Below are 24,884 nucleotides of genomic sequence, written 5' to 3'. Positions count from 1 at the left end.
GGACCGGCCCCTACCTGGTGCCGGACGTCACCGGATGCTGGCAATGCCTGGCCCAACGGCTGGAAGGCAATCGGCAGGTGGAGGCGTACCTCAAGCGCAAGCGGGGCGACGAAGCTCCGCTCCTCACCTCTCTGGCGACGTCACCCTGGTCGGGGGGACTTTCGGCACAGATGGTCGTCGGCGCCGTGGCCGGCATCATCGGGGCAGAGGCGTCCGACTACCGGGGAGTCCTGATCTCGGTGCATGTCCCGACCATGCGGACCGAACGCCACCAGCTGATCCGCCAGCCGCAGTGTCCCGGCTGTGGAGACCCCTCGGTCCTGCACGTCGCCCCCCGGATCGAACTGACCGAGCAGGCCGTGCGGTTCAGCGCGGACGGCGGGCACCGGACGATGCGCCCCGACGACACCTACAAGCGGCTGCAGAAGCACGTCAGCCGGCTGACCGGCGCCGTCAGCTCGCTGCGGCTGCTCAATGACGTCGACAACGGCGTCACCTACAGCTACTCGGCCGGCCACAACTTCGCGATGCCCGGCGACAATCTCGCCATGCTGCGCCGCAACCTGCGAGGCCAGAGCGGTGGCAAGGGCCGCACCGACATCCAGGCCCGTGTCAGCGGAATGTGCGAGGCCATCGAACGGTACTCGGGCGTATGGCGCAACGACCGCCCCACCCGCCGGGCCAGCTTCGACGCGCTCGGTTCCGACCTGGCGGTTCACGCCAACGAGCTGCTGCTGTACTCCGAGGCTCAGTACGCCGGCCGGGAGGAATGGAACCACAACGGCGCGGGCCGGCTGCACATCGTACCGGAACCGTTCGACACTGGCCGCGAGATCGACTGGACGGCGGCGTGGTCGCTGACGCACGACCGGGAGCGACTGGTCCCGGCAGGATACGCCTGGTTCGGCCACCCCGACCTGGTGGACAGCTTCTACTGTTTCAGCGACGGCAACGGCAACGCCGCCGGGAACACCCTCGAAGAGGCAATCCTGCAGGCGTTCTATGAACTCTGCGAGCGCGACGCAGTCGGCCTGTGGTGGTACAACCGCGCGCTGCGCCCCGGCTTCGATCTCGACAGCCTGCACGAGCCGTACATCGACACCCTTCGCGAGTTCTACGCCGGCATGAACCGCAGCCTGGAGGCGGTGGACATCACCACCGACCTGGGCATCCCCACCTTCGCCGCGGTCTCGCGCCGGGTCGACCACCCGGTGGAGGACGTGCTGCTGGGATTCGGGGCGCACCTGGACGTGCGGATCGCCGTCCTGCGGGCCCTGACCGAGGTCAACCAGTTCCTGCCGGCGGTGATCAACCGCAAAGCGGACGGGACCACCGACTACTGGGAGGACGACCCGGACACGCTCGAGTGGCTGCAGCAGGTGACGGTTGCCCAGGACCCCTGGGTCGTTCCGTCCGCGAACCTCCCCACCACCTCGGCCGGCAGCTACTCCGGCCTGTTCTCCGGTGACCTGGCCAAGGACATCCGCAACGGTGTCGAGCGGGTAGGCAAGGCGGGCCTCGAAGTGATCGTCCTCGACCAGAGCCTGCCCGACCTGGAGCTGAAGGTCGCCAAGGTCATGGTCCCGGGCATGCGCCACTTCTGGCGCCGGCTGGGTCCGGGCCGACTCTACGCCGTACCAGTGGAACTGGGCTGGCTGTCTGCGGCAACCGCCGAGGACCAGATGAACCCGCGAAGCGTCTTCTTCTGATCCGTCCCCACCCGGTCGCCCCGAGTGGACACCCCGTCCCGGCAGTGGCCTGGACATCACGCCCTTGCCCCGTGACAGGGCTTTCCTCACCGCAGTCTCCCTGGAGATGACATGACTGGTCCCGATCCTTCCGGCGCCATCAGCAACCCCCCACCCGCTCCCGGTCCGGTGCGTGTCGGTGAACTCCTGCGGCTTCACCCGGGCGCTCGGATCGTCCCCGTCCCCAGCGGCGCGACCCAGATCTTCATCGGGCAGCGCGGTACCTCGCTGGGGGCTCTGACACCCGGACTGACGGCGGCCATGGAACTGCTCGCCGCCAGACAGGTCGGCAGTGACGAGCTGTTGGACGTCGTCCAGAGCCACGAGGGCGAGCTCGGCATGCTCAAGATGCCCAAGCTGCTGCGGAGGCTGAGGGCGGGCGGCTGGCTCTCCGCCACCCTGGAGGTCGCGGGGTCGTCGCTGCTGACTTTCCGTCCGCTCGGCCCCGCCGTTCCGCCCGTTCTCAGGCATGACGGCGACCCGGCCGAGCTGCGGATGTCCCGCTTCGCCGTTCTGCGCGCCGATGGCGCGGGCATGGTGCTGGAGTCGCCGCTGGCGCACGTCGCTGCCGAACTGCACGATCCGGCGCTCGCCGGTCTGCTGGCCTCGCTGCCCACACAGCAGGGTTCGAGGCCGGCTCCCCGCGACCCTGCGGGCGCGCGGACCTACCCGGTGGCCTGGCCTGAAGCGGTCCCCGCGCTGCTGAGCGCCCTGGCCCGGCACGGCTTTCTGGTTCCGCGGAGCGGCGCTGCCGAGGAAGGCTTCCGCTTCGCGCAGTGGTCGCCGCACGAGCTGTGGTTCCACAGCCGTACTCGCGTCGGACGCCACGACCTGCCGTACGGCGGCACGTACTGGGCCAAGGGCTTCGCCGAGCCGCTGCCCTCGGTCCGGCCGCCTTTCGACGGCCGCTCGGTGGAGCTGCCCCGGGCGGACCTGGAGGCGCTGCGCGCGAGCGACCGGACCCTCACCGAGGTACTGGAGGACCGGCAGTCGCTACGGCTGCACGACAGCTCGGCGCCGCTCACGGCCGAGCAGCTGGGCGAGTTCCTGTACCGGAGCGCACGAAACCGGGGGACGTACGACGACGGATCGCAGGAACTGGGCGACCGGCCCTACCCGTCCGGCGGCCGGGCGTACGAACTGGAGATCTATCCGCTGATCCACCAGGCGGACGGTGTGGCACCGGGCCTGTACCACTACGACCCCGAGGGACACCGGCTGGAACTGGTCGCCGAGCCCGGGCCGGCGCTGACCCGCCTTGCCGACATGTCCCGCGCGACCGCGCAGATGTCCTCACCGCCGCAGGTGACGCTGCTGATTACGGCGCGCTTCGGGAGGGTGATGTGGAAGTACTCCTCGATGGGTTACGCCCTGGTGCTCAAACACGTGGGGGTGCTCTACCAGGTGATGTACAGCGTCGCCACCGCAATGGGGCTCGCGGGCTGCGGGCTCGGCGGAGGCGACTCCGACGCCTTCGCCGTCGCCTCCGGGGTGCCCTGGGAGAGCGAGTCGACCGTTGGCGAGTTCCTGCTCGGCAGCCGTGGAAAGGAGGGCAGCGATGGAGTTCCGTCGTAAGGCACTGGAGAACCTGCGCCAACCTGACGACCTGGACAGCCCTGTGCGCCTGACCCGGCCGCGTGCCTGGGCGGTGCTGGCAGTCGTGGGGGCGATCATCGTGGGCGGCCTGGTGTGGTCTTTCAAGGGCGAACTGGCCCGTAGCGTAAACGTGCCGGGCATCCTCACTCATCCTCTGGGGGTTACCAAGGTCGAAAGTCCGCAGAGCGGGACGGTGTCGAACGTCTTCGTCGACACCGGGAACGTGGTGACCAAGGGCGCTCGGGTGCTGACCGTGGTCGACGCCCAAGGAGCCACCAAGACCGTCCGGGCCCCCTTCTCCGGCCGGGCGATCGCCTTGCTGGTCGGCAACGGACAGTACGTCGCCGAGGGCGCGACGTTCATGACGGTGGAGCGCACCGACGGCAAGAACGACCGGCTGGTGGCTGTCTTGTTCGCCCCCGCGGACAAGGCGGGCATGCTGAAGATCGGCGACAGGGTGGACATGGACGTGGCGTCGGCTCCCGCGCAGGCGTTCGGCCTGATGCGCGGTCGGGTCACCGCCATGGACCAATTTCCCCAGACTGAGCAGCAGGTGCAGGACTTCCTGGGCGGGAACAAACTGCTGGCCACGCAACTCCTGGACCAAGGCGGTCCCATCCGGATCACCGTCGACCCGGATCGCGACGCCCACATGTCCAGCGGTTACCGCTGGACCACAGCTTCAGGACCGCCGTTCCGAATCAACTCGTGGACCCAGGTCAACGGCATCGGCCGGCTGCCCGGTGAGCGTCCCATTGATTGGCTGCTGCCGCGATGACGACTCGATCCATTCCCCCACAGCACACGCCGGGCCGGAAGGCCGACTCGGAGGCGGCGAGCGGACAGCCGGGCCGCGGGAACCGACGCGGCCGGCGCCGGCGCGAGGGTCGCTCCAGAAAGCGGATGCGCGTCAATACCCCGACCGTGATCCAGTTGGAGGCGGTCGAATGCGGGGCGGCCTCACTGAGCATGGTGCTGGGCTTTTTCGGGCGTTTCGTCCAGTTGGAGGAGCTGCGGACCGCCTGCGGCGTGTCCCGTGACGGGGCCAAGGCATCAAACCTGCTGCGAGCGGCCAGAAGTTACGGTCTGCTGGCCAGCGGTCGGCAGATGGAGGTGGAAAAACTCCGCAAGCTGCGGCCGCCGACGATCCTGTTCTGGAATTTCAACCACTTCGTGGTCTATGAGGGCATGGGCACACGGCTCGGACGGCCGGTGGTCCACCTCAACGACCCGGCCTCCGGGAAGCGCACGGTCAGCCTCGAGGAGTTCGGCAACAGCTTCACCGGAATCGTACTGACCTTCGAGCGCGGGCCGGACTTCAAGCGCGGCGGACGCCCCCCGCGCATCTTCTCGGACTTGTACGCCCGCTACAGCAGCAACGGTGGGGCACTGCTGCTCGCGCTCCTGGCCAGTATTCTGCTGATCATCCCCGGCGTGGCGGTTCCCGCGTTCACGCGGGCCTTCATCGACCGGGTACTGAACAACGGCGATCACTCCTTCGTCACACCGTTGCTCGGCGCGATGGGCGTGGCCGCGGGGCTGACCGTAGTGCTGACCCTGCTGCAACAGGCACATCTACTGCGGGTGGAGTCTTCGACAGCGATCCGAAGTTCCGCCCGCGTCGTCCGGCACCTGCTGCGCCTGCCGGTGGTCTTCTTCACGCAGCGCAACCCGGCGGAGATCTCCCAGCGGGTCGCCTCCAACGACAGAGTTGCCGAGATCCTGTCCCGGGACGTGGCGACCGCAGCGGTCAGCGCGCTGCTTGTGGTTTTCTACGCGATCCTGCTGTGGAGCTACGATGCCGAGTTGACCGTGATCGGCGTCGGTGTGGCCCTGCTGAACATCGTGGTGCTGCGCCTGGTGTCACGGCTCCGCAGCGACGCGGTGACCAAACTACGGGCGGACCGGGCGCGGCTGACAGCGGCGTCGTTCAACGGCCTGCAGCTCATCGAGACGATGAAGGCGTCAGGTACCGAGAACGACTACTTCGGGCGCTGGGCGGGCTTCCAGGCCAAGGTAGTGTCGGGATCGCAGGTCCTCGGCACGCCCACCGCGCTGCTCGCCGTCGTACCACCGCTCCTGGCGGCGGTGGACAGCGGCTGCATTCTGCTGATCGGCGGTCTCAAGGCGATCGACGGGGCCATCTCCATCGGTCTGCTGGTCGCCTTCCAGACGCTGGTGACGAACTTCTCCCGTCCGGTCTCCCAGTTGACCAACCTGGGGCCGCGGGTGCAGGACGTGGCCGCCGACATCAACCGGCTCAAGGACATCGAACGGTTTCCGCTGGCCGCCGTCTTCGGCGACATGGTGCCCGGCAGCGGCTCGGCCGGCGCGCCGAACGGCGGACCCGGCCGGGCACCGGCGTCGCAGGATCCGCCCCGGCGCCAGGGCCTGGACCGGCCCACCCCCAACCCGCCGTCTCCGGCCTCCCGCAGGCCCACCAGCGTGGCGAGCGTGGAACTGCGCGGTGTCACCTTCGGATACAGCCCGCTGGGGGATCCGCTGCTGCGCGACTTCGACCTGACCGTGAGGCCCGGGCAGCGCGTGGCGCTGGTGGGCGGCTCGGGGAGCGGAAAGTCCACGGTGAGTCGGCTCATCGCCGGCCTGTACGAGCCATGGTCCGGTCAGATCCTTTTCGACGGCCGGGAACGCCGGGACTACGCCCGCGACACCCTTGGCAGCGCGGTGGCCTTCGTCGACCAGGACATCTTCCTCTTCGAGGGAACGGTCCGGGAGAACGTCACCTTGTGGGACACCTCCATCCCCGACGACAGGATCGTTGCTGCTCTGCGCGCCGCAGCCGTCTACGACGTCGTGGCCTCCCGGCCGGGCACCCTCGGCAGCTTCGTCGCCGAGGGCGGCTCCAACTTCTCGGGAGGTCAGCGGCAGCGTCTTGAGATCGCCCGCGCACTGGTTCGCGGGCCCAGTGTCATGGTGCTCGACGAGGCCACGAGCGCCCTGGACGCGGAGACCGAGAAGCGCATCGACGACAACCTCCGTCGGCTCGGCTGCGCTTGCGTGATCATCGCCCACCGGCTGTCGACGATCCGGGACAGCGACGAGATCCTCGTACTGGATCACGGCCGGGTCGTGCAGCGCGGCACGCACCACGCCCTTGTCGGGGCAGAGGGACTGTACGCCGACTTGATCCGGGAGCAATGAAGCAGTGACTACATCCCACTTCCCGATCTGGGCCGGCTCGGAAGCGATGGATTTTTCCGAGCTCGCCGGGATCCTGGGTGCTCGGACAGAAGGCGTCTTCGCGCTGGACGACCCCGGGCGCCTGTGGTTCGTCACCGAGGGCATGCTGGACCTCTTCGCCGTCAGCGAGGACGACAGCGGACGCTGGACCTTCTTGTGCCGCGTCGGGACCGGCACCGTACTGTGCGGCGGCCGGTCGGACGGGCCGATCCTTGTCGGCAAACCGCTGCCAGGCGGAGCCGTGCGCGACTGCACGCTGGTCGACGCGCTCTCCGTCGCGCGTCCAAGTGCCGGACAAGGCGCCTGGACGCGCGACGGCAGGCCGGGAAGCCGGCTGGCGACGCAACTGGCGGCCGGACTGGACGCCGGGTTCGTGGCACTGGCCGGCGCCGTGCGGACCGAGTTGCCGCCGCGGGAATTCGTCCCGCTGGAAACGGACAGCGCCGACGGTGTGTCCGGATCTTCGCGCCGCACACGGCTGCCGGCCGGGTCCATGGCACGCTCGGTCGACGGCGCGGTCTGGATCCAGGTGCTACAGGGTTCCGTCGGACTGGCGCTGACCGACGTCAACGAGGCCGACGCACTCTCCCGATCCGCCTCCACCAAACCATCCCCACCGCCCCCGCCATCCCCACCGCCCCCGCCATCCCCACCATCCGCATCCGACGCGTTCGCCACATCCGGCTGGCCCGGCCGAGGCATCACGAAACGGTTCCTGGTCACCGAGGCGGACTGGGTGCGCTCCTCGCAGGGCGCGGTGGTGGGCGTACTGCGCACCGCGGAGGTCATGGCCGACCCGCGCTTCGCCCACGAGGTCCTGTCCCAGCAGCGCCTTCTCATGCGACGGCTGACCGATCGGATGATCAGCCGACGGTCCACAGCCCGCCGCGAGATGAGGCAGCGCCGGAAACTGGACGCCGAGACGCTTCAGCGCTCCTCACGCGCTCTGGCAGCTGTGCTCGATCCGTTCGGGCTGTCGGGGGACGGCGACCTTGACCCGTCCGAACAGGATACCTATCTGGCGGTGGCCCGCATCGTCGGGCACGCCTCGGGCGTCGAAATCACCCGTGCCTCCACTTCGGAGGCGTCCGACGCCCGGCTGGGCCCCGTGGAGCGGATCGCGGTGTCCTCACGTTTCCGCACCCGGCAGATCCGTCTGGAAGGCAGATGGTGGCGAACGGACCTGGGGCCGCTGTTCGCCCACCTCAGTCCGGATACCACCGAAGGACCGGAGGGCCCGTCGGGCGACACCATGACCAAGCGCACTCCGGTGGCGCTGATTTGGCGGCGGGGCCGGTACGAGGCCCGGGAACCCGGCGGCAGTGGTGTGAGGGTCGGCCGTGCCTACGCCGCACGGCTGGAGAATACCGCGTGGATGTTCTACCCACCGCTGCCGGATGAACCCCTGAGCCGGGGCGCTCTGGTCCGTTTCGGTCTGCGCGGCAGCGCGCGGGATGCGGGGGTGATGGTCGGGCTCGGGCTGGCTGCGGCACTGCTCGGGCTACTGGTTCCGGTGCTCACCGGTAAAGTGCTCGGCGTCCTGGTGCCCCGTGCCGATCGGGGGCGCGTGACGCAGGTGTGCGTGGTTCTGTTCACCGCGGCGCTGTTCTCGGCGGTTTTGTCGGCGGTCCAGAACCTGTCGCTGCTGCGGTTGGAAGGGCGCTTCGAAGGGCGGGCGCAAGCCGCGGTGTGGGACCGGCTCCTGCGGCTTCCCACCGCATTCTTCACCAAGGTCTCCACAGGAGAGCTGAGCAATTCCGCGATGGGCGTCAGCACCATCCGGGATGTGCTGTCGGGCATCACCAACCAGGTGGTGCTGGGCTGCCTGCTGTTCGTCACCAACCTGAGTCTGCTGTTCTTCTACAGCGTCCCACTGGCCTTGATGGCGCTGGCCCTGGCACTCGCCGGTGGCGGGGTCTGCCTGGTTGCGGGGATCAAGCAGACCCAATGGCAGCAGCGCCTGACCGAGCACGACCACAAACTGGCCGGAACCCTTTTCCAGATGCTCGGCGGTCTGTCCAAGCTGCGCGTCGCCGTGGCGGAGGACCGGGCGTACTCCCACTGGGCTCTGGGATTTGCCCAGTCCCGGAGGCTGTCCTCCCGCGCACGCCGCTTGCAGAACGTGGTCACCGTCTTCAACTCCGGTTACCTGCTCGTGTGTTCGCTGCTGCTGTTCGCGCTCGTCGACGGCCCAGCGAGTCACCAGCTCTCCGTCAGCGATTTCCTGACGTTCAACAGTGCCTATGGCATGATGCTGGCGGCCTGTGTACAGGTCACCGGGAGCGTCACCATGGCGTCAGCCGTGATACCGCTCTTCGACGGCCTGCAACCGGTGATCTCCGAAGTTCCGGAGGTGTCGGCCGCCAAGGAATCGCCCGGCGACCTGTACGGCGAGATCGAGGTCAGCAACGTCAGTTTCCGCTATCACGACGACCAGCCGCCGGTGCTGCACGATGTCAGCTTCCAGGCGCGGCCCGGGGAGTTCGTCGCCATCGTGGGTCCGACGGGGTGCGGGAAGTCGACGCTGCTCAGGCTGCTCATCGGTTTCGACGAGCCCACCACCGGAGCAGTCCTGTACGACGGCATGGACCTGTCGTCGCTCGACGTGACGGCCGTCCGCCGACAGTGCGGGGTCGTGCTGCAGAACGGAAACCTGTTCGCCGGCAGCGTCCTGTCCAACATCTGCGGCATGGGCAACTACTCGCTCGACGAAGCGTGGGAGGCCGCCGAGATGGCCGGACTCGACGAAGATCTCGGACGGATGCCGATGGGCATGCACACCGTCCTTTCCGAAGGGGCGACGACGCTGTCGGCCGGCCAGCGACAGCGGCTCATGATCGCCCGTGCGCTGATCGGCCGGCCTCGCATCCTCTTCTTCGACGAGGCCACCAGCGCGCTGGACAACCGCACCCAGGAGATCGTCACGCAGAGCATGCGGCGGCTGAACGCGAGCCGCATCGTGATCGCCCACCGGCTGTCGACGGTGATGCGGGCCGACCGGGTGCTGGTTCTGGACGTCGGCCGGCTCGTGCAGGCCGGCAGTCCGGACGAACTGCTGAAGGACAAGGACGGCATGTTCTACCGCCTCGTCCAGCGGCAGATGTCCTGATCCACTGCTGCCCTGCGGCCCGCCCGGTACCGCCGGCCCGCCCGTGGTGTCTTGGGCGCCGGCCCACGGCCCCCAAGTCGTCTGTCGGCGCCCGGTACCGCGAGCCGCAACAGGTCATGCCAGGCGCACGACCCCCGACCTGCCGTTCCGAAGGAGACTTGTCATGCTCCCCCCCTCCGCGTCCGACGCCATCCCGACGGCCGGATCCGACGACCGCCCCCCAGGGCCGGCGGAGGACCTGGAGCTGGCCGGCATACGCGCGGATCCGCTCACCTTTCTGCAGGACCTGGTCGCCGAGTATGGCGACCTCTGTAGCCATCACACCCGCGGCCAGACTGTGTGGTTCGCCAATTCGCCCGAATTCGCCCGGCACATCCTGAAGGACAACTACACCAACTACACCAAGGCCGGGACGCCGGACGACTTCATGCTGACCCCTCTGCTGGGAAAGGGGCTGCTCACCAGCAACGGCGCGCAGTGGGAACGGCAGCGGCGACTGTGCGCGCCATCCTTCCGGCGCGTGGCGGTCGAGTCGTTCGACGGCCTGATGGTCGAGGCGGCTCTCGACCTGGCCACTGCCTGGGGCGAGGCGGCCGACCGGGGCGATGCCGTCCGTGTGGACCACGACTTCACGGCACTCACCCTGCGGGTGGTGGCCTCCGCGCTGCTCGGCTCCGAACTGACGGCGGGCGGCCGCGGTTTCGGGCAGGCGGTCGACGACATCAACCGGTTCATCGGGCACTTCGACGGGACCCCGCCCGAGGACGAGGACTTCCGGGCCCGGCTCCGGGCGTACGCGGGCGCGAAGAGTTTCTTGGACAGGGTGGTCGGCACCATGATCGGGGCCCGGCGGCTGACCGGCCCCCATGGGCACCCCGGGGACCTGCTGGACGCGATGCTGGGCGCCCGGGACGAGCATGGCGACGCCCTCTCCGACCAGGAGTTGCACGACCAGGTCCTGACCATGGTCATGGCTGGTCACGAGACCACCGCGAAGGCCCTCAGCTGGACGCTCCACCTGCTCGACCGGTACCCCGAGCACGCAGTGCGGGTTCGAACTGAGATCGACCGGGTCGTGGGTACCCGGCTGCCGACCGCCGCGGACCTGCCCGATCTGGTCTATACCAGGCAGTGTCTCGACGAGGCCATCCGCCTGTTCCCGCCGGTGTGGCTGATCTCCCGGCTCGCAGTGCACGACGACCTCCTCGGCGGGCTCCGTATCCCCGCCGGCACGCTGGTGTGCATCAGCCCCTGGACGCTGCACCGCCATCCGGAGTACTGGGAGGCGCCCGAGGAGTACCGGCCGGAGCGTCGGCACAGCCGAGCGGTCCACTCGTACCTGCCATTCGGCGGTGGCCCTCGGGTCTGCATCGGGCAGGCCTTCGCCACGACGGAGGCGATGCTCGTACTCACGGTCGTCCTGCAGCGGCTCCGGCTGACTCGGGTACCCGGCACCACGGTCGTCCCCGAGGCGCTGGTCACGTTGCGTCCGCGTGACGGTCTGCTGATGCAGGTGGAGCGGCGCCATGGGTGAGGCGGGACAGCCGGTGACGCCAGGCGCTCGCAGCTACCGCCCCGAAAGGGAACTGGGCGGATTCGAGCAGGAGGTTGAGCGCTTGGACCGCCAGGCCACGCTGACCTGGGCTCACGAGTGGCGAATCCTCCAGCCCCTGGCGCCCTCCGGCGGTGGGGCGGTGCTGGACGCAGGCTGCGGAAACGGCGCGGTGACCGCCGAACTGAGCGCCGCGCTGCCGGGATCCCGAGTCGTCGGGCTGGACGTGCACCCCGGACTACTGGACCGGGCGCGCGCTCGCGGGGCAGCCGGAGCGGGACCGGAGCTGTTCCTGGGCGACATCGGCGACACGCCGTTCGCGGATGCGACGTTCGACCTGGTGCTGTCGAGGTACGTCTTCCAGCATCTGCCGCAGCCGGTCGCCGCGGCACGGGAGCTGCGCCGGGTCCTGCGGCCGGGCGGGCACCTCGTCGTGATCGACATCGATGCCCAGTTATGGGGGACGGCGGAGCCCGACCTATCGGGCCTGTCCCAAGAGGCGTACCGAGCACTCGGCGCGGCGCAGTCCGCGGACGGAGGGGACCGGCTGATCGCCCGGCGACTGCCCCGCGTGCTCAGGGACGCGGGCTACACGGACGTGACCGTGCGACCGTTCGCCTACACCAGCGACGAAGTGGGGCTTGCGGCCCTGGCGCCGCAATTGTCCCCGGAGCGGCTGCTGCCGCTGGTCGAGCGGGGCGCAGTCAGCATGACGGCGTATCTCCGGGCGATGACCGCCTGGCAGAGCTTCGTGGCCGGTGACGGCTTCGTCCTGCTGCTGGGGTTCGCTGTGGTGGGACGCCGGTAGGCCCGGAAGTGTCCACCGAACCGCATGCCGTCAGGACCGGGCGCACGCCTCAGCACTCGTGGCGCAACACCGCGCCCAGAGCGTTGGGCAGGGCGTTCCGTCCAGGTATGGATAATTTACTGTAGACATGCGTGAGATGGACCTCAACGGTGCGCGGGGTGATGTGCAGCAGATCGGCGATGCTCTTGTTGGTTCTCCCCCGGGCAGCGTGTATGGCGATGCGACGCTCGGTCGGGGTGAGGGCCGGGAGCCCGGACACCGGGGTGCGCCGAAGCCGTCCCCCCGAGGCGAGCAGCGATTTGTGCGCCTCGGCGGTGAGCCACTGCGCGCCCGACTCTTCGGCGAGCAGCATTCCCCTGTGCAGCGCTTGCCGGGCATGTGCGAGAGAACCGTTGCGCCCTTTCGCCTGCCCCGCCGCGACGAGTGAAAGCGCCAGCTGGAGCCGGGCGTCGGTCTGCTCAAGCAGGGACACGGACTCGGCGAGCGCGCGCTCCGCCGCCGCCCCCGAACTCACTTCCCCCAGCGAGCGCAACGACTGGCCGATGACCGCAGGATTGCCCCAGCGCCGGGCCAGTTCAACCTCCGTTTCCGCAAGTCGGCGGGCCTCCGCGTCGTTTCCAAGCCGTTTCCACGCCAGCGCGGCGAAGCTGCGCCAGGCACTCAGAGCGGGGTTGACGATCTCCAGTGCCTCCAGCCGGTGCCCGCACTCCATCAGGTCAGCGAGTGCGCCCCGGAGGTCACCCGAGTGCAGGCGGAACATACCCCGAATGCCCAGGGCGCTTGCGGGCAGGTCGTGGAGTCCTTGCAGGAGGCCGACGGACTCCTCGTAGTGGCCCATGGCCCCGCGCACCCTGGCGACCTCGGTCACCGCGACGGCATGGCAGCTCTTCACCTCATGATGGGCAGTGGTGAGGGCCAGCGCCCACTTGGCCTCGGTGAGCGCCAGGGGCAGATCTCCCATCCGCACCGCGATCTCGGCGCGCCGGCAATGAGCGATCACTCGGGGGAAGAGCGCGTCCTGGTCCAGCGCTCTGGTCAGGATGTGATCGGCCCAGCGCTGCGCCTCACGCAGATGCCCTGCCCACGTCAGTACGGTGATACATCGCAGCAGCAGCACCATCGAAGCGCTGTCAGCCGGCCGCTCGCCCGCCAGCGCCCGGTGCACCAGCTCCAGCGGGACGTCGCGGGGCTCGGACCTGCAGGCGAGATCGCCGGCGATGGCTGCCAGCAGTCCCCGCTCGCCAGGGGTGACACCAAGTGTGTGGCTCAGGGCGGGACGGTCGAGCGCCTCCAGGACTGGCGCCCTTCCCTCGGCAGGGACCGTACTGGTCAGGGACTGCAGGCTCAGACTCAGTTCCGTATCAGCGAGCTCGGCGAACGCCTTTTCGTCGACATGGGCGAGTACGGTGCGGGGCGGACGCAGAGCCGACTCGGCACTGCCCTGCCGCAGGACCCGTGCGTAGGCGCGTTCCACGATCGCCACCGCCTGGCACTCCGGATCGGAGAAGAGGCGGACCGCCTCGTCCAGGTGGCGGTCGGCGGCCGCGGGCGCGAAGAGCACCTCGGCGCGGCCCAGCAGCCAGAGCACCTCTGCGCGTTCTTCCTCCGGAATCCAGTCCCGGAGCACACGCCACGCGTACTCGGCACACGTCTTGGGGTCGCCGGCCTTCAGGGCGTCGTCTGCGGCATTCTTCAGGACACTGCACGCCCACGCGTCCTCGGCCACGTCGGCCTGCAGCAGGTGCTCGGCGACCTGCGGCAGCGGCGCCCCCAGATCGTGCAGCCGCCGGGCGGCCCGCATGTGCAGCGCGCGCCGCGCATCGGCGGACATGTCCCGGTGAATCAGCTTCCTGAGCTCGGCATTGCTGAAGCGGTACCGCTCGGGGGTGCCCGTCGCGCGAAAAACCCCCACCCGGGTCAACCCCGCAGTGAGTCCCCAGATCGTGTCCCCGTACAGGTTGAGCATGTCCGCGATCACCGCACAATCGCCTTCTTCGCCGAGTACGGCGGCGACCTCGGCGACCTCCTGGAGGTTGGCGGGCTGGCGCAGCAGTCGGTGGGCGGCGGCCTCGGCCTGCAGCCGTTCACCGCATCGCCGCACCCGCTCGATCTGTGACGCCCGAGGGGGCACGAAGTCGGCGGTCAGGGACGCCAGCAGCTTTTCCAGGCGGGAGGGACGCCCGTGGGTGGCATCGGCACAGGCCTGCACGAACTCGTCGTCGCACCCCTGCCCGGAATAAGCGGTCTCGACCACTTCGCGCACGCTGTGCGAGGAGAGCGGGCTGAGGGTGAGGGATTGGCATCGGTCGCACTTGGACATTTCGTCGATCAGCGCGCGGTCGACCGGGGTTTCGTCCGTACGGTAGGCCAGGATCAGCAAGACCGGCAGGTTGTTCAGGCGGCGTACCAGATAGCCGAAACAGCGCAGCGAGGTTTCGTCCATCCACTGGATGTGATCGACGATGACGACCAGCGGATGCCGGCGGGCGCCCTGCATGAAGCCTCCACACATGGCTTCGAAGAGCTGATGGTCGAACGGGCCGGTGCCTTCGGGTATCCCGCTGAGCAGTTCCTCGCCCTCGATGTTTCCGTCCCTGCCGGCGACCTTGAGCGAGGCGGCCCTGAGCTGGCGGACGACTGCGAACTGACTGTCAGCGTCCGAAGGAGAACACGACAGGCTCAGGACTATGCTGCCCAAGCGCCGCACGCGTTCGGCCACCTCGCCGAGTAGCGCGGAACAGTGCATTCCCGAGACGGACCGGACCAGGACGGCGTTGCCCATGCCCGCCCTGGCACTGCGCGCGCGCGATAACAGATCCGCGAGTTCCGACACACGTTCAGGCTGCACGTCCCCTCCTCGCATCTGTTCTCCTCACGTCAAGCCCCTCCGCTGAGCCTTCTCACCCTCATGCTTCGGTGTCCTCGCCCTCTGCCTGCGATGCAGAGGGCGGAACACGGGTGAACCGCCATCGCCACTCCCCTTGGCCCACTTGGTCCACGGGCCAGGCCGTGCTTCCTCAGGCGGCGGGGACCTTCTCGACCTCGGCCTTCAGTTCGGATCGGCCCTTGGCGGCGCGGGCGTTGGCCCTACCCGGCTCCGCGCCGATGGTGTCGGCGATCGAGGAGATGCTGCCCTGCGTCGGCCTGCCGGTGACCTCCGCGCGCTTTGGCCGCCGCGATCTGCTCTCTTTCCGCCCCGCTGGAGGAAACAGTGACCTCCGCGGGCTGAGGCTGCGGAGCCGCATCCGATGGGTTGGGTGCACCAGGGTTGGCCGGGGCTGGTCCGGCCGCATGGGGGTGACCTGCTTGTCCTTGGCCTTGGAAGTGTCCGGCGCAGCCTTTGCCGCGTTCATCTTCTCCGCGAGCGGCGCGAGCCCCGCATGGTGAGCCCTCAACACCCCAGGCATACGTCGCGGTAAAATTCCTGACCAGGGTCTCCTGCAACTGCTTTAGCAGCTGTAGCCATGCACGGTCACGGTCTGGTCTGAATAGATCTTGTACCAGCCGGGGCCGATCGAGGTGGTCAATTTCACCGGGATGGAGTAGCTGGATCACTTCGATCATCGGCGACCGCAGGTGATGCCTTCCCACTGAAGGCGAGCGTAATACCCGAAAAGGTCAATGCCGATCGCTTACGCAACACACTTCCCCCCCTGATTGATGATCTGCGCCATCCTATTGGTGATCCTTAACGCCAAGAAGCGCGAAATAGGCCATTTCGGTTGTGAGGTGGATGGGGTAATCGTCGTCCTTTCCAGTGATTCGTGGAAGGACGGTGTCTGGCGGTTTGGTCCGCGGTAGCCAGACCCTGGGTCGGTGCCGTCTCATGGACCGTCCGGCCGATCGGCGAGGGAACTGAGCAGGTTAGGGTTGCCTTAACGGAGGTTGGCGGAGACGAACAAGGACAATCCGAGCCGGCAGGTGCGGCTCAGCTTCCTTGGCTGACGCGTGTGACGGGCCTGTAGCGTCGAAATCCGGCCGCACCGAATGACCCTCGGTCCGTGCGTGATCAGCTGTGGTGAGCCGCATGTTCATGGGCGCGGTCGGGCGGCGGGACGTGAACCCGCAACCCACGGCTTCTTCGTCCCGAAGCAATTCGATCACTGCTGCCGACTGTCGGTCTTGCTGCCGCCGGTCAGGTCGGCCTCGACGACCTTGAAGAGGACGTCGACGGCACGGGCAAGGCGGTTCGGGCTGCCTCTGCCGACGGACCCGGCATCGTCAAGGGATAGGGGTCAGGAACGCGGTCGGCGGGGTTGACCGCCGCGCTCCGCGTTCTTCTCCTTGATGCGCACCGCTTCTTTCCGTACCTCGGCCTGGGTGGCGCGTTCCTTATCCAGCCAATCGGGACGGTCCCTCTTCAAGGCGTCGATCTGCTCAGTGGTGAGGGCTTCTGTGACTCCGCCACGCGCGAGACCTGCGATGGAGATGCCCAGCTTCGCCGCGACCACCGGCCGGGGGTGAGGGCCGTTGCGGCGCAGTTCCTGCAGCCACTCGGGCGGATCGGCCTGCAGCGCGTTCAATTCGGTGCGCGAGACGACACCCTCCTGGAACTCGGCGGGGGCGGCCTCGAGGTACACACCCAGCTTCTTCGCCGCGGTTGCGGGCTTCATCGTCTGGGTGGTCTGGTGCGACTTCATGGTGTCAAGGGTATCGAGCGTGTGCGCGACCTCCGACCACGACCGGTAACCTGGCGGGGTGACACGCTCGGAAGTATCCCCTTCGTTCCGGCTCGCGTATGTCCCGGGGGTGACGCCCACCAAGTGGGTGCGGATCTGGAACGAGCGGCTGCCCGAAGTCCCACTGACCCTCATCGCGGTGTCCGCCGCCGAAGCATCCGATGTGTTGCGGGGCGGCGGCGCCGACGCGGGTTTCGTGCGGTTGCCGGTCGACCGGACGATCCTCAGTGCGATCCCTCTCTACACCGAGACGACGGTGGTCGTGGTCCCGAAGGACCACGTCGTGGCGGCGGTCGACGAGGTATCCGCCGAAGACCTGGCCGACGACATCGTGCTGCATCCCCTCGACGACGTGCTCGACTGGGAGCGTCGGCCGGGACGGCCCGCGATCGAGCGCCCCGCCACGACGGCGGATGCCGTTGAGCTGGTGGCGGCCGGAGTGGGACTGCTCGTCATGCCACAGTCACTCGCCCGCCTGAACCACCGCAAGGACCTCACGTACCGGCCGGTCACGGACGCCCCCGAGTCGCGCGTCGCGCTGTCGTGGCCGGAGGACGCGACCACCGACCTGGTGGAGGATTTCATCGGGATCGTCCGTGGGCGGACCGTCAACAGCTCACGGGGTCGCACTCCGACCCCGGCGCAGCCGAAGCGCGAGCGCCCGGATACAGGCGGCGCACGGCGGAAGCCCGCAGCCGGCAAGGCGACCGGCAAGAGCCCACGGAGTGGTTCCGGCGGCCCCAAGGGCGGCAAGCGCGGGAAGCCTCGCCGCCGGTCGTAGCCCCCGTCGTCGACGACCCCGCGGTCGAGCGAGCGCTCCTCGGCGCCCCCTACGGTCTGGGGCGCCGAGGCGCTGGACTGGTTCGCCCGGAACCCTGGGGCGTCGCGTGGTCTGGCGCTGCTGGTGCGCACCGCCGGACAGCGTGCCGAGCCCCGCCGGCCGCGGCCCTGATTCTCGTCCCTACGCGCGAGCCGGCCCAGCGGGTCACCGACGCGCTCTCCCCCTGCAGCTTGTGCTGCAGGGAAGCAGGCGCTGCGAGTCGGCCTCGCCCAGCCGGGCGATGGCGCAGTCGCCGGCGATCAACCCGAACACGGTCTTGAAGGCATACCGGGAACTCGAACCCGAGGGCCTGGCGGAAGGAAGTCCGGGCGTGGGCACCTTCCTCGTGGGCAGTCTCCGGCGACCACGTTCGCCGGAACTCGTGCTCTCCGTATCGGCCAGTTTGAGAATTCGGTGCCCCGAACCGGATTGGCCTCCGTGCGAATGCCGACTACTGCGAGGCTGCCCTAATGAAGGTTGGCGGAAACGAATGTCGATAATCCCGACCGTCAGGTCCGGCTGAGTTTTCTGGGCTGATTCAGATTGTCCTGGGCGCCGATTCTTCTTGGCCCGCGTGCGAAAAAAGGGAGAAGCCTCCTGCGGTCAAGTGCGAGAAGGCTTTTGGCGCATATGGACTCAGTGTGAATTCGACCTGCGTAAATATCCCGTACTCCTACGTTAATCTCCCGTATTGACGCGTGTCACGGAAGCTTTCCATGTTTTCGGTACGCTCCCTTGCCTGTGGCATGCCCTGGAAGCTTGTGCGGGTGCCATGCCGCCGGAAGCGGCCTTGCCGTGCCGGCCGTGCCGTACCGTCACCCAGCTGGTACGGGCCGTCGGCGTCGCCGGGCACTCGTTCCCACGCCGCGGCAGGGCGTCGTGCTACTGTTCAGCTAGTCGCAGTTGTGGTTCCCCGTAGACTTCAAGTGCCTTTGACGGCTATATGTCGTCGGGCACTTTTGTTTTGCCGGTGCTGTTCTCCGGACCGGGCAACCATCTCGGCGATGCGGAGGTTCGCACAGTGCGGCCCCCCGGGCGCTGCCCCGAAGGAGATTTGACATGGCTACTGGCACCGTGAAGTGGTTCAATGCGGAAAAGGGCTTCGGCTTCATTGAGCAGGACGGTGGCGGCCCCGACGTCTTCGCCCACTACTCGAACATCGCCACCCAGGGCTTCCGTGAGCTCCAGGAAGGCCAGAAGGTGACCTTCGACGTCACCCAGGGCCAGAAGGGCCCGCAGGCGGAGAACATCGTCCCCGCCTGACGCTGAAGCGTACGACGCAGCTGGGGCCCGCACCGGTGCGGGCCCCAGCTCGTTGCTGTCCGCAGGGCTGTTTCAGTATTATCCGGCTCGTTCTTGCAATTCATTGGCTCATTTCTGCCGAGAATTCCTCGATACGTGCCATATCGAGGAAGGTTCTCCATGAGCCGCTCAGCTCGCACGAACAATCACTACTCCAACCCCCGCAAGGGCGACTCCGTCGGTTCCGGCCGGGGTGCCCGCCGCCCGCAGAGCCAGGGCCGCCCGGGCAACCGTTCCGGCGGAGGCGGGCGCCGTCCCGCCGCCCCGCAGGGGGAGTTCGCACTGCCGGTCACCACCACCCCGGCCCTCCCCGCGGTTGCGGCGTTCGGTGACCTCGACATGCCGGTCGAGCTGCTGAAGACGCTCACCAGCCTCGGCGTGCACGAGCCGTTCCCGATCCAGGCGGCCACCCTGCCGAACTCCCTGGCAGGCCGGGACGTCCTGGGCCGCGGGCGCACCGGTTCGGGCAAGACGCTCGCTTTCGGCCTGGCGCTGCTGGTGCGCACCGCCGGACAGCGTGCCGAGCCCCGCCAGCCGCTGGCCCTGATTCTCGTCCCTACGCGCGAGCTGGCCCAGCAGGTCACCGACGCGCTCACCCCGTACGCCCGGTCGCTGAAGCTGCGGCTGGCCACCGTGGTCGGCGGTATGTCGATCGGCAGGCAAGCCAGTGCGCTGCGCGCCGGGGCCGAGGTGCTCGTCGCGACTCCGGGCCGCCTGAAGGACCTCATCGAGCGCAAGGACTGCCGCCTGGACCGGGTGAACATCACCGTCCTGGACGAGGCCGACCAGATGGCCGACATGGGCTTTATGCCCCAGGTCACCGAACTGCTCGACCAGGTACGTCCCGACGGGCAGCGGATGCTGTTCTCGGCCACCCTGGACCGCAACGTCGACCTGCTGGTCCGTCGCTACCTCCACGACCCGGTGGTCCACTCGGTCGACCCCTCGGCGGGCGCGGTCACCACGATGGAACACCACGTACTGCATGTACAAGGCGCCGACAAGTACGCGACCACCACCGAGATCGCGGCCCGCGACGACCGGGTGATCATGTTCCTGGACACCAAGCACGCCGTGAACCAGCTCACCAAGCACCTGCTGAACAGCGGCATACGCGCCGCCGCGCTGCACGGCGGCAAGTCCCAGCCCCAGCGCACCCGCACCCTGGCGCAGTTCAAGACCGGCGAGGTCACGGTGCTGGTGGCCACCAACGTCGCGGCCCGCGGCATTCACGTCGACAACCTCGACCTGGTGGTCAACGTCGACCCGCCCAGCGACCACAAGGACTATCTCCACCGCGGCGGCCGCACCGCCCGCGCCGGCGAGTCCGGCCGCGTCGTCACCCTCATCCTGCCGGGCCAGCGCCGCGAGATGGCGCGCCTCATGGCAGCCGCCGGTATCACCCCGGAGATCACCCAGGTCCGCTCCGGCGAGGCCGAACTGAGCCGTATCACCGGCGCCAAGGCCCCCTCCGGCGTCCCCATCAGCGTCAGCGCGCCGGTCGCGGAGCGCCCCAAGCGTGAGAACGCGCCTTTCCGTGGCCGGGGCACCCGCCGGGGTCAGCCGGGCCGATCCGGCGGTGAGTCCCGCCGGTCCACCGAGGCCCGCCAGATGGCCGAGGCACGCAAGGCCGCACGGGTCCGTCGTGCTTCATGACCGGGCGCAGGCCGGCGATTCTCTGTGAGCACCCCGCGCTCCCTGCGCAGACCGCCGCAGTGGCTCCTGGAAGTTGACGGCGCGGCAGCGCGGTGCCCCGCCGGAACCGACCCGGCCGGAGACTCGGCTCACAAGGGCGGTGCGATGGCCCCGCCCCATCCGGGCGCGGGAGACACCGCCGACGCGCGCGCCGGACGGAGGTCGACGGGACCGCGACGGTGACGAGCGCCCGGCTACGGAGCCGGGCGCTCGTCACCCTCGCCGTGCGGGCACCCCGTCCTCGACGATCGGTCCGGTCAAGCAGCGGGGTCAGTACTCGGTCATCTGGTGCACTTCGCCCGTGAGCGCCTGGAACTCCGCGGACTGCAGGGACGGGATCATCGAGCGCAGGCGCGCGACATCGCCGCCCGGCCGGATCTTGCCGGTAATCAGGCCGACGAGTGCCTTGATCTCACCGGTGGTCAGTTTGACGCTGGTCTTGTACGCCATACGCAGTGAGCACATGGGCTGCTCCAGCCTGCCGCGCCTGGCCTCCACGAGCCGGCCGTCGCGGATCCTGAAGTAGTACTCGATGTCGCTGCCTTCCGGTGTCTCCCTGATGGTGTGCTGGATCTCCAGGTCGAGACCCGGCTTCTCGGGCATTCTGTCGCCGCGCTTTTCCAGCTCCGCCAGATACTCCGGGGAAAGATATTTGATCTTCGGCATGGCACACTCCAGAAACCTCGGTTCCCGTACGCTATCCGCCCGTCATGCGCGAAATCCTCATCCCTGGTGGGGAATTATGCGGCCCGGGGCGCCTGGAGCCCCTCCGAAAGAATGAGGACGCGCGGCCGTATTCACCCGGCTCCGGTACATGAATTCTGGAGATCCGGGAGAGCTCAGGGGCCTGAACAGTCAGGGGAGCGGAGCCATGCTGCTGCAGAACAAGCGTCTTCTCATCACCGGTGTGCTGACCGAGGCCTCGATCGCGTGGCGCGTGGCGCGGCTGGCCCAGGAGCAGGGCGCGGAGCTCGTACTGACCGGCTTCGGGCGCGGGCTGCGGCTGACCGAACGGGTGGCCCGGCGGCTGCCGCACCCGCCGGACGTGCTGGAGCTCGATGTGACCCGTGAGGATCACATCGCCGCCGTCGCCAAGAGCCTCGACGCCCGCTGGGGGCAGGTGGACGGAGTGCTGCACGCGGCGGCCTTCGCGCCGCGGCACACCCTCGGCGGAGGCTTTCTGGCCGCGCCGTGGCCTGACGTCGCGAGGGCGGTGCACGTCTCGGCGTACTCGTTCGTCGCCCTGGGGCGGGGTCTGGGGGACCTGCTGGCCAGGTCGGGCGGCGGCTCGATGGTCGGCCTGGACTTCGACGCGACCGTCGCCTGGCCCGCGTACGACTGGATGGGGGTCGCCAAGTCCGCGCTGGAGAGCTGCTGCCGCTATCTGGCGCGTGATCTGGGGAGCCGTGGGACACGGGTCAACCTGGTCGCGGCCGGCCCGCTGCACACCGCGGCGGCGCGGGCCATCCCCGGGGCGGAGGCGGTGAGCGAGCCGTGGCCGCACCGTGCCCCGCTGGGCTGGGACCTCACCGACTGCGAGCCGGTCGCCCGGGTGGTCTGCGCTCTGCTGTCCGACTGGATGCCGGCCGTCACGGGCGAGATCGTGCACGCCGACGGAGGGGTGCACGCGGTCGGCGCGGCGCCCGCTCCCACCAAAGGATGAACACTCGTCCTTTGGTGCGGCCCGGTGAATTCATCAGGGCGGCGGAAGACGGGCAGATCCCTTCGAACGTAGATTTCCATGCGTTCCGGGGGTTCGTGAACGCCCCGGTGCGAAAGATTCCGAACTCACCGGGGGGTCTGCACAGGTGATCAGCACCGACGCATGGGTATTGCATGCTGGGCCCGCCTCCGCGGAATCCGGAGATCCCGTTCCCGGAGAACTGGTGCGGGAAGATTTCAGTTTTCCGGATATCACGGAAAGCGAAGTTCTCGTGGAACCGCTCTACGGTTCCTGGGAAGCGAACATGAGCCATGCGCTGGAACGGACCCCGGTGGATGTGTGCCGGCAGCGCGGTGAAGACCGCATGGTCATCGGGAACTTCGGCGTGGTGCGGGTGGTGCGCCCGGGAAAGGCGGTCACCCGCGTCAAGGAGGGCGACCTGTGTCTGATGCAGGCATTCGCCCGCACCGACGACCACGGCTACGTCAAGTTGGTCCACGCCTACGACGCCCCGGGCACCATCGGCGTCCTGGCCCGCCGGACGAAGATCGGCGAGCATCTGCTGCTGCCACTGCCGAAGGACACCCGCTACTCCCTGCAGCAGTGGGCCGCGTCCTACGGGCGGTACTGGACGGCGTGGGACAACTGGAAGGTCGCCTATGCCTGCTGGCGTTCCCAGGTGCGCGTGAGCCCGACGGAGCTGGACCCTCCGCCGCTGGCGTTCGGCTGGGGCGGTGGGGTTGCCGTGGCCGAACTCGAGCTGGCGCAGCGCGAGGGCTTCCGGGTCGCGATGGCCTCCGGGAATCCGCAGCGGCTCGCCGAGATCGAGGCGAAGGGCATGATCCCGGTGGATCGCCGCCTCTTCCCCGACCTCGACCACGACGAGGAACGCATGGCGGCCGACCCGGACCACTGGCGGCGCTACCGCCAGTCCGAGCGCACCTTCCTCAAGATCGTCAACGAGCTCAGCGGGCGTCGCGGAGCCGCCGTCGTCATCGACAACATCGGCAAGCCCGTGCACCGGGCGACCCTGCGGGCCCTGGGCCGGCAGGGAGTGCTGGCCACCGTCGGCTGGAAGCACGGCATGCGGCTGGAGAACGTACGGGCGAACGAGTGCATCAAGCGCCATATCCATGTACACACCCACGCCTGCTGCTTCCACGACATCGAGGAGATTCTCGAATTCCAGGAGAGCTCGGGGTGGATGCTCGAACTGGGAGAGCAGCGTGTGTACCAGTTCGATGAGATCCCGGAGCTGGCGCGCGATTACGCCGAGGGGGATCTTGATTCCTATTTCCCGCTGTTTCGGATAAACGAGAACTGAAGGGGATAGCAGTGTCTGAGGTTGACTACGATATCGGCATCATCGGCGGGGGTCCGGCCGGCTCCACGGCTGCTTCCTACCTGTCCAAAGCAGGTCTGAACTGCGTAGTATTCGAGGGCGATCTCTTCCCTCGCGAGCACGTCGGTGAATCACTGATACCCGCCACCACGCCGGTCCTCGCCGACATCGGGTTCCTGCCGCAGATGGAGGAGGCGGGATTCCCCAGGAAGTACGGCGCCGCCTGGACCTCCGCCACGGAACAGAACATCCCCACCATGGGATTCAAGGGGATGTCCCACGGATTCCGGGCTGCCGAGATCGAGTTCCATGAGCGTGAGCAGCTCGGCGTGAATCAGGACTACACCTACCATGTGGATCGCGGACAGTTCGACCTGATGCTGCTTCAGCACGCCAACACGCTGGGCGCCAAGGTCTACGAGGGCATCCGCATCCGCACGGTGGACTTCTCGGAGCCCAACCCGCGGATCATCTTCCCGCTTGGCCGCGGTGAGTCCTCGGTCAGGGTGCGCATGGTCATCGACGCCAGCGGCCGCAACACGTTCCTCGGCCGCCAAATGGGGCTCAAGGTCAGCGACCCGGTCTTCAATCAGTACGCCATCCACTCCTGGTTCGACAACCTGGACCGCTCCGCCCTGGCGGTCAACAAGGAGCAGGCGGACTACATCTTCATCCACTTCCTCCCGGTCACCGACACCTGGGTGTGGCAGATCCCGATCACCGACACCATCACCAGCGTGGGTGTCGTTACCCAGAAGAAGCAGTTCAGGGCCTCCAGTTCGGACCTCGAGGGCTTCTTCTGGGAGTGCGTGGGCAGCCGCCCCGATCTGCGCGACGCGCTGAAGAACTCCCAGCAGGTACGCCCGTTCAAGTCCGAGGGTGACTACAGCTACGCCATGAAGCAGATCTGCGGCGACGGCTGGGCCCTGGTCGGTGACGCGGCCCGCTTCGTCGACCCGATCTTCTCCAGCGGCGTCAGCGTCGCCCTCAACGGCGCCCGCCTGCTCTCCGGCGACGTCATCGCCGCCGCCGAGAAGGGCGACTTCAGCAAGCCCTCGTTCCACAACTACGAGTCCAAGCTGCGCCGGGCGGTCGGCAACTGGTACGAGTTCATCTCCATCTACTACCGGCTGAACATCCTGTTCACGGCCTTCGTGCAGGACCCGCGGTACCGCATGGACGTCCTCAAGATGCTCCAAGGCGACGTCTACGACGACGCCGAGCCCAAAGCACTCGCCGCCATGCGCGAGATCACCCGCCAGGTCGAGGAGAACCCCGACCACCTGTGGCACAAGCATCTGGGCTCACTCCGCGCCCCGAGCGCCGCGCCCTTGTTCTGACCGCCGTACGGAACGGATCGAGAGCCGGA

17 protein-coding genes are annotated in these 24,884 nt (G+C 68.4%); 13 read left to right on the top strand and 4 right to left on the bottom strand.

Features of this window, described 5'->3' with window-relative positions; all coding sequences use genetic code 11:
- The 7 genes from ABZS71_RS18880 to ABZS71_RS18850 form a co-directional block, all read left to right on the top strand.
- Window positions 1–1,709 (top strand): TOMM precursor leader peptide-binding protein (locus ABZS71_RS18880; RefSeq protein ID WP_356211453.1); only part of this gene is annotated, 1,709 nt, incomplete at its 5' end.
- Between the two features lie 111 nt (window positions 1,710–1,820).
- Window positions 1,821–3,323 (top strand): SagB family peptide dehydrogenase, encoded by a 1,503-nt coding sequence (locus ABZS71_RS18875; RefSeq protein ID WP_356211450.1) that lies wholly within the window; start codon window positions 1,821–1,823, stop codon window positions 3,321–3,323.
- Window positions 3,307–4,122 (top strand): HlyD family efflux transporter periplasmic adaptor subunit, encoded by an 816-nt coding sequence (locus ABZS71_RS18870; protein WP_356211447.1) that lies wholly within the window; start codon window positions 3,307–3,309, stop codon window positions 4,120–4,122. Before ABZS71_RS18875 ends, ABZS71_RS18870 begins: the two co-directional genes overlap by 17 nt.
- 125 nt (window positions 4,123–4,247) lie before the next feature.
- Window positions 4,248–6,506 (top strand): NHLP family bacteriocin export ABC transporter peptidase/permease/ATPase subunit, encoded by a 2,259-nt coding sequence (locus tag ABZS71_RS18865; RefSeq protein ID WP_356211444.1) that lies wholly within the window; start codon window positions 4,248–4,250, stop codon window positions 6,504–6,506.
- 4 nt (window positions 6,507–6,510) lie between these two features.
- Window positions 6,511–9,654, top strand: coding sequence for an NHLP bacteriocin export ABC transporter permease/ATPase subunit (locus tag ABZS71_RS18860; protein WP_356211441.1), 3,144 nt, complete (start codon window positions 6,511–6,513; stop codon window positions 9,652–9,654).
- Window positions 9,655–9,817: 163 nt separating this feature from the next.
- A complete protein-coding gene (locus ABZS71_RS18855) occupies window positions 9,818–11,188 on the top strand; it encodes a cytochrome P450 (protein ID WP_356211437.1) in 1,371 nt (456 codons plus the stop codon).
- Entirely contained in the window at window positions 11,181–12,014 is an 834-nt protein-coding gene (locus tag ABZS71_RS18850) for a methyltransferase domain-containing protein (RefSeq protein WP_356211434.1), read from the top strand. Before ABZS71_RS18855 ends, ABZS71_RS18850 begins: the two co-directional genes overlap by 8 nt.
- Window positions 12,015–12,063: 49 nt before the next feature.
- On the opposite strand, the gene ABZS71_RS18845 is transcribed toward ABZS71_RS18850, so the two are convergent.
- The 3 genes from ABZS71_RS18845 to ABZS71_RS18835 all read right to left on the bottom strand — a co-directional run bounded on the left by ABZS71_RS18845 (window position 12,064) and on the right by ABZS71_RS18835 (window position 16,654).
- Entirely contained in the window at window positions 12,064–14,862 is a 2,799-nt protein-coding gene (locus tag ABZS71_RS18845; RefSeq protein ID WP_356211431.1) for an AAA family ATPase, read from the bottom strand.
- A gap of 169 nt (window positions 14,863–15,031) precedes the next feature.
- Window positions 15,032–15,409 carry a hypothetical protein gene (locus ABZS71_RS18840; protein WP_356211428.1) on the bottom strand — a complete coding sequence of 126 codons (378 nt, stop codon included), beginning with the start codon at window positions 15,407–15,409 and terminating at the stop codon, window positions 15,032–15,034.
- A gap of 840 nt (window positions 15,410–16,249) precedes the next feature.
- Window positions 16,250–16,654 carry a DUF5997 family protein gene (locus ABZS71_RS18835; protein WP_356211426.1) on the bottom strand — a complete coding sequence of 135 codons (405 nt, stop codon included), beginning with the start codon at window positions 16,652–16,654 and terminating at the stop codon, window positions 16,250–16,252.
- A 58-nt stretch (window positions 16,655–16,712) separates the two neighbouring features.
- Between ABZS71_RS18835 and ABZS71_RS18830 the strand changes: the two genes are divergently transcribed.
- The 3 genes from ABZS71_RS18830 to ABZS71_RS18820 all read left to right on the top strand — a co-directional run bounded on the left by ABZS71_RS18830 (window position 16,713) and on the right by ABZS71_RS18820 (window position 20,471).
- The gene (locus ABZS71_RS18830) at window positions 16,713–17,474 is read left to right on the top strand and encodes a LysR substrate-binding domain-containing protein (RefSeq protein ID WP_355848509.1); all 762 of its coding nucleotides are present in this window, start codon (window positions 16,713–16,715) and stop codon (window positions 17,472–17,474) included.
- A gap of 1,098 nt (window positions 17,475–18,572) precedes the next feature.
- Window positions 18,573–18,776, top strand: a complete 204-nt coding sequence (locus ABZS71_RS18825) for a cold-shock protein (protein WP_095578638.1) — start codon at window positions 18,573–18,575, stop codon at window positions 18,774–18,776.
- Between the two features lie 159 nt (window positions 18,777–18,935).
- Entirely contained in the window at window positions 18,936–20,471 is a 1,536-nt protein-coding gene (locus tag ABZS71_RS18820; RefSeq protein ID WP_356211423.1) for a DEAD/DEAH box helicase, read from the top strand.
- Between the two features lie 309 nt (window positions 20,472–20,780).
- Here the strand turns inward: ABZS71_RS18820 and ABZS71_RS18815 are convergent, their stop codons facing one another.
- Window positions 20,781–21,176, bottom strand: a complete 396-nt coding sequence (locus ABZS71_RS18815; protein WP_355848516.1) for a hypothetical protein — start codon at window positions 21,174–21,176, stop codon at window positions 20,781–20,783.
- Between the two features lie 205 nt (window positions 21,177–21,381).
- Here ABZS71_RS18815 and fabI point away from each other — a divergent pair, with 205 nt between their 5' ends.
- The 3 genes from fabI (at window position 21,382) to ABZS71_RS18800 (ending at window position 24,855) form a co-directional block, all read left to right on the top strand.
- The gene (gene fabI / locus ABZS71_RS18810) at window positions 21,382–22,173 is read left to right on the top strand and encodes an enoyl-ACP reductase FabI (protein WP_355848519.1); all 792 of its coding nucleotides are present in this window, start codon (window positions 21,382–21,384) and stop codon (window positions 22,171–22,173) included.
- Between the two features lie 304 nt (window positions 22,174–22,477).
- Window positions 22,478–23,497, top strand: coding sequence for a zinc-binding alcohol dehydrogenase family protein (locus ABZS71_RS18805; protein ID WP_356211420.1), 1,020 nt, complete (start codon window positions 22,478–22,480; stop codon window positions 23,495–23,497).
- Window positions 23,498–23,508: 11 nt separating this feature from the next.
- The gene (locus ABZS71_RS18800; RefSeq protein ID WP_356211417.1) at window positions 23,509–24,855 is read left to right on the top strand and encodes an NAD(P)/FAD-dependent oxidoreductase; all 1,347 of its coding nucleotides are present in this window, start codon (window positions 23,509–23,511) and stop codon (window positions 24,853–24,855) included.
- Window positions 24,856–24,884 lie beyond the last annotated feature (29 nt).

Origin of the sequence: Streptomyces sp. NPDC005393 (genome assembly GCF_040606675.1) — a bacterium.
Lineage (GTDB): Bacteria > Actinomycetota > Actinomycetes > Streptomycetales > Streptomycetaceae > Streptomyces.
The sequence above is the reverse complement of the archived record's forward strand: the minus strand, read 5'-3'. Positions and strand labels throughout refer to the sequence as shown.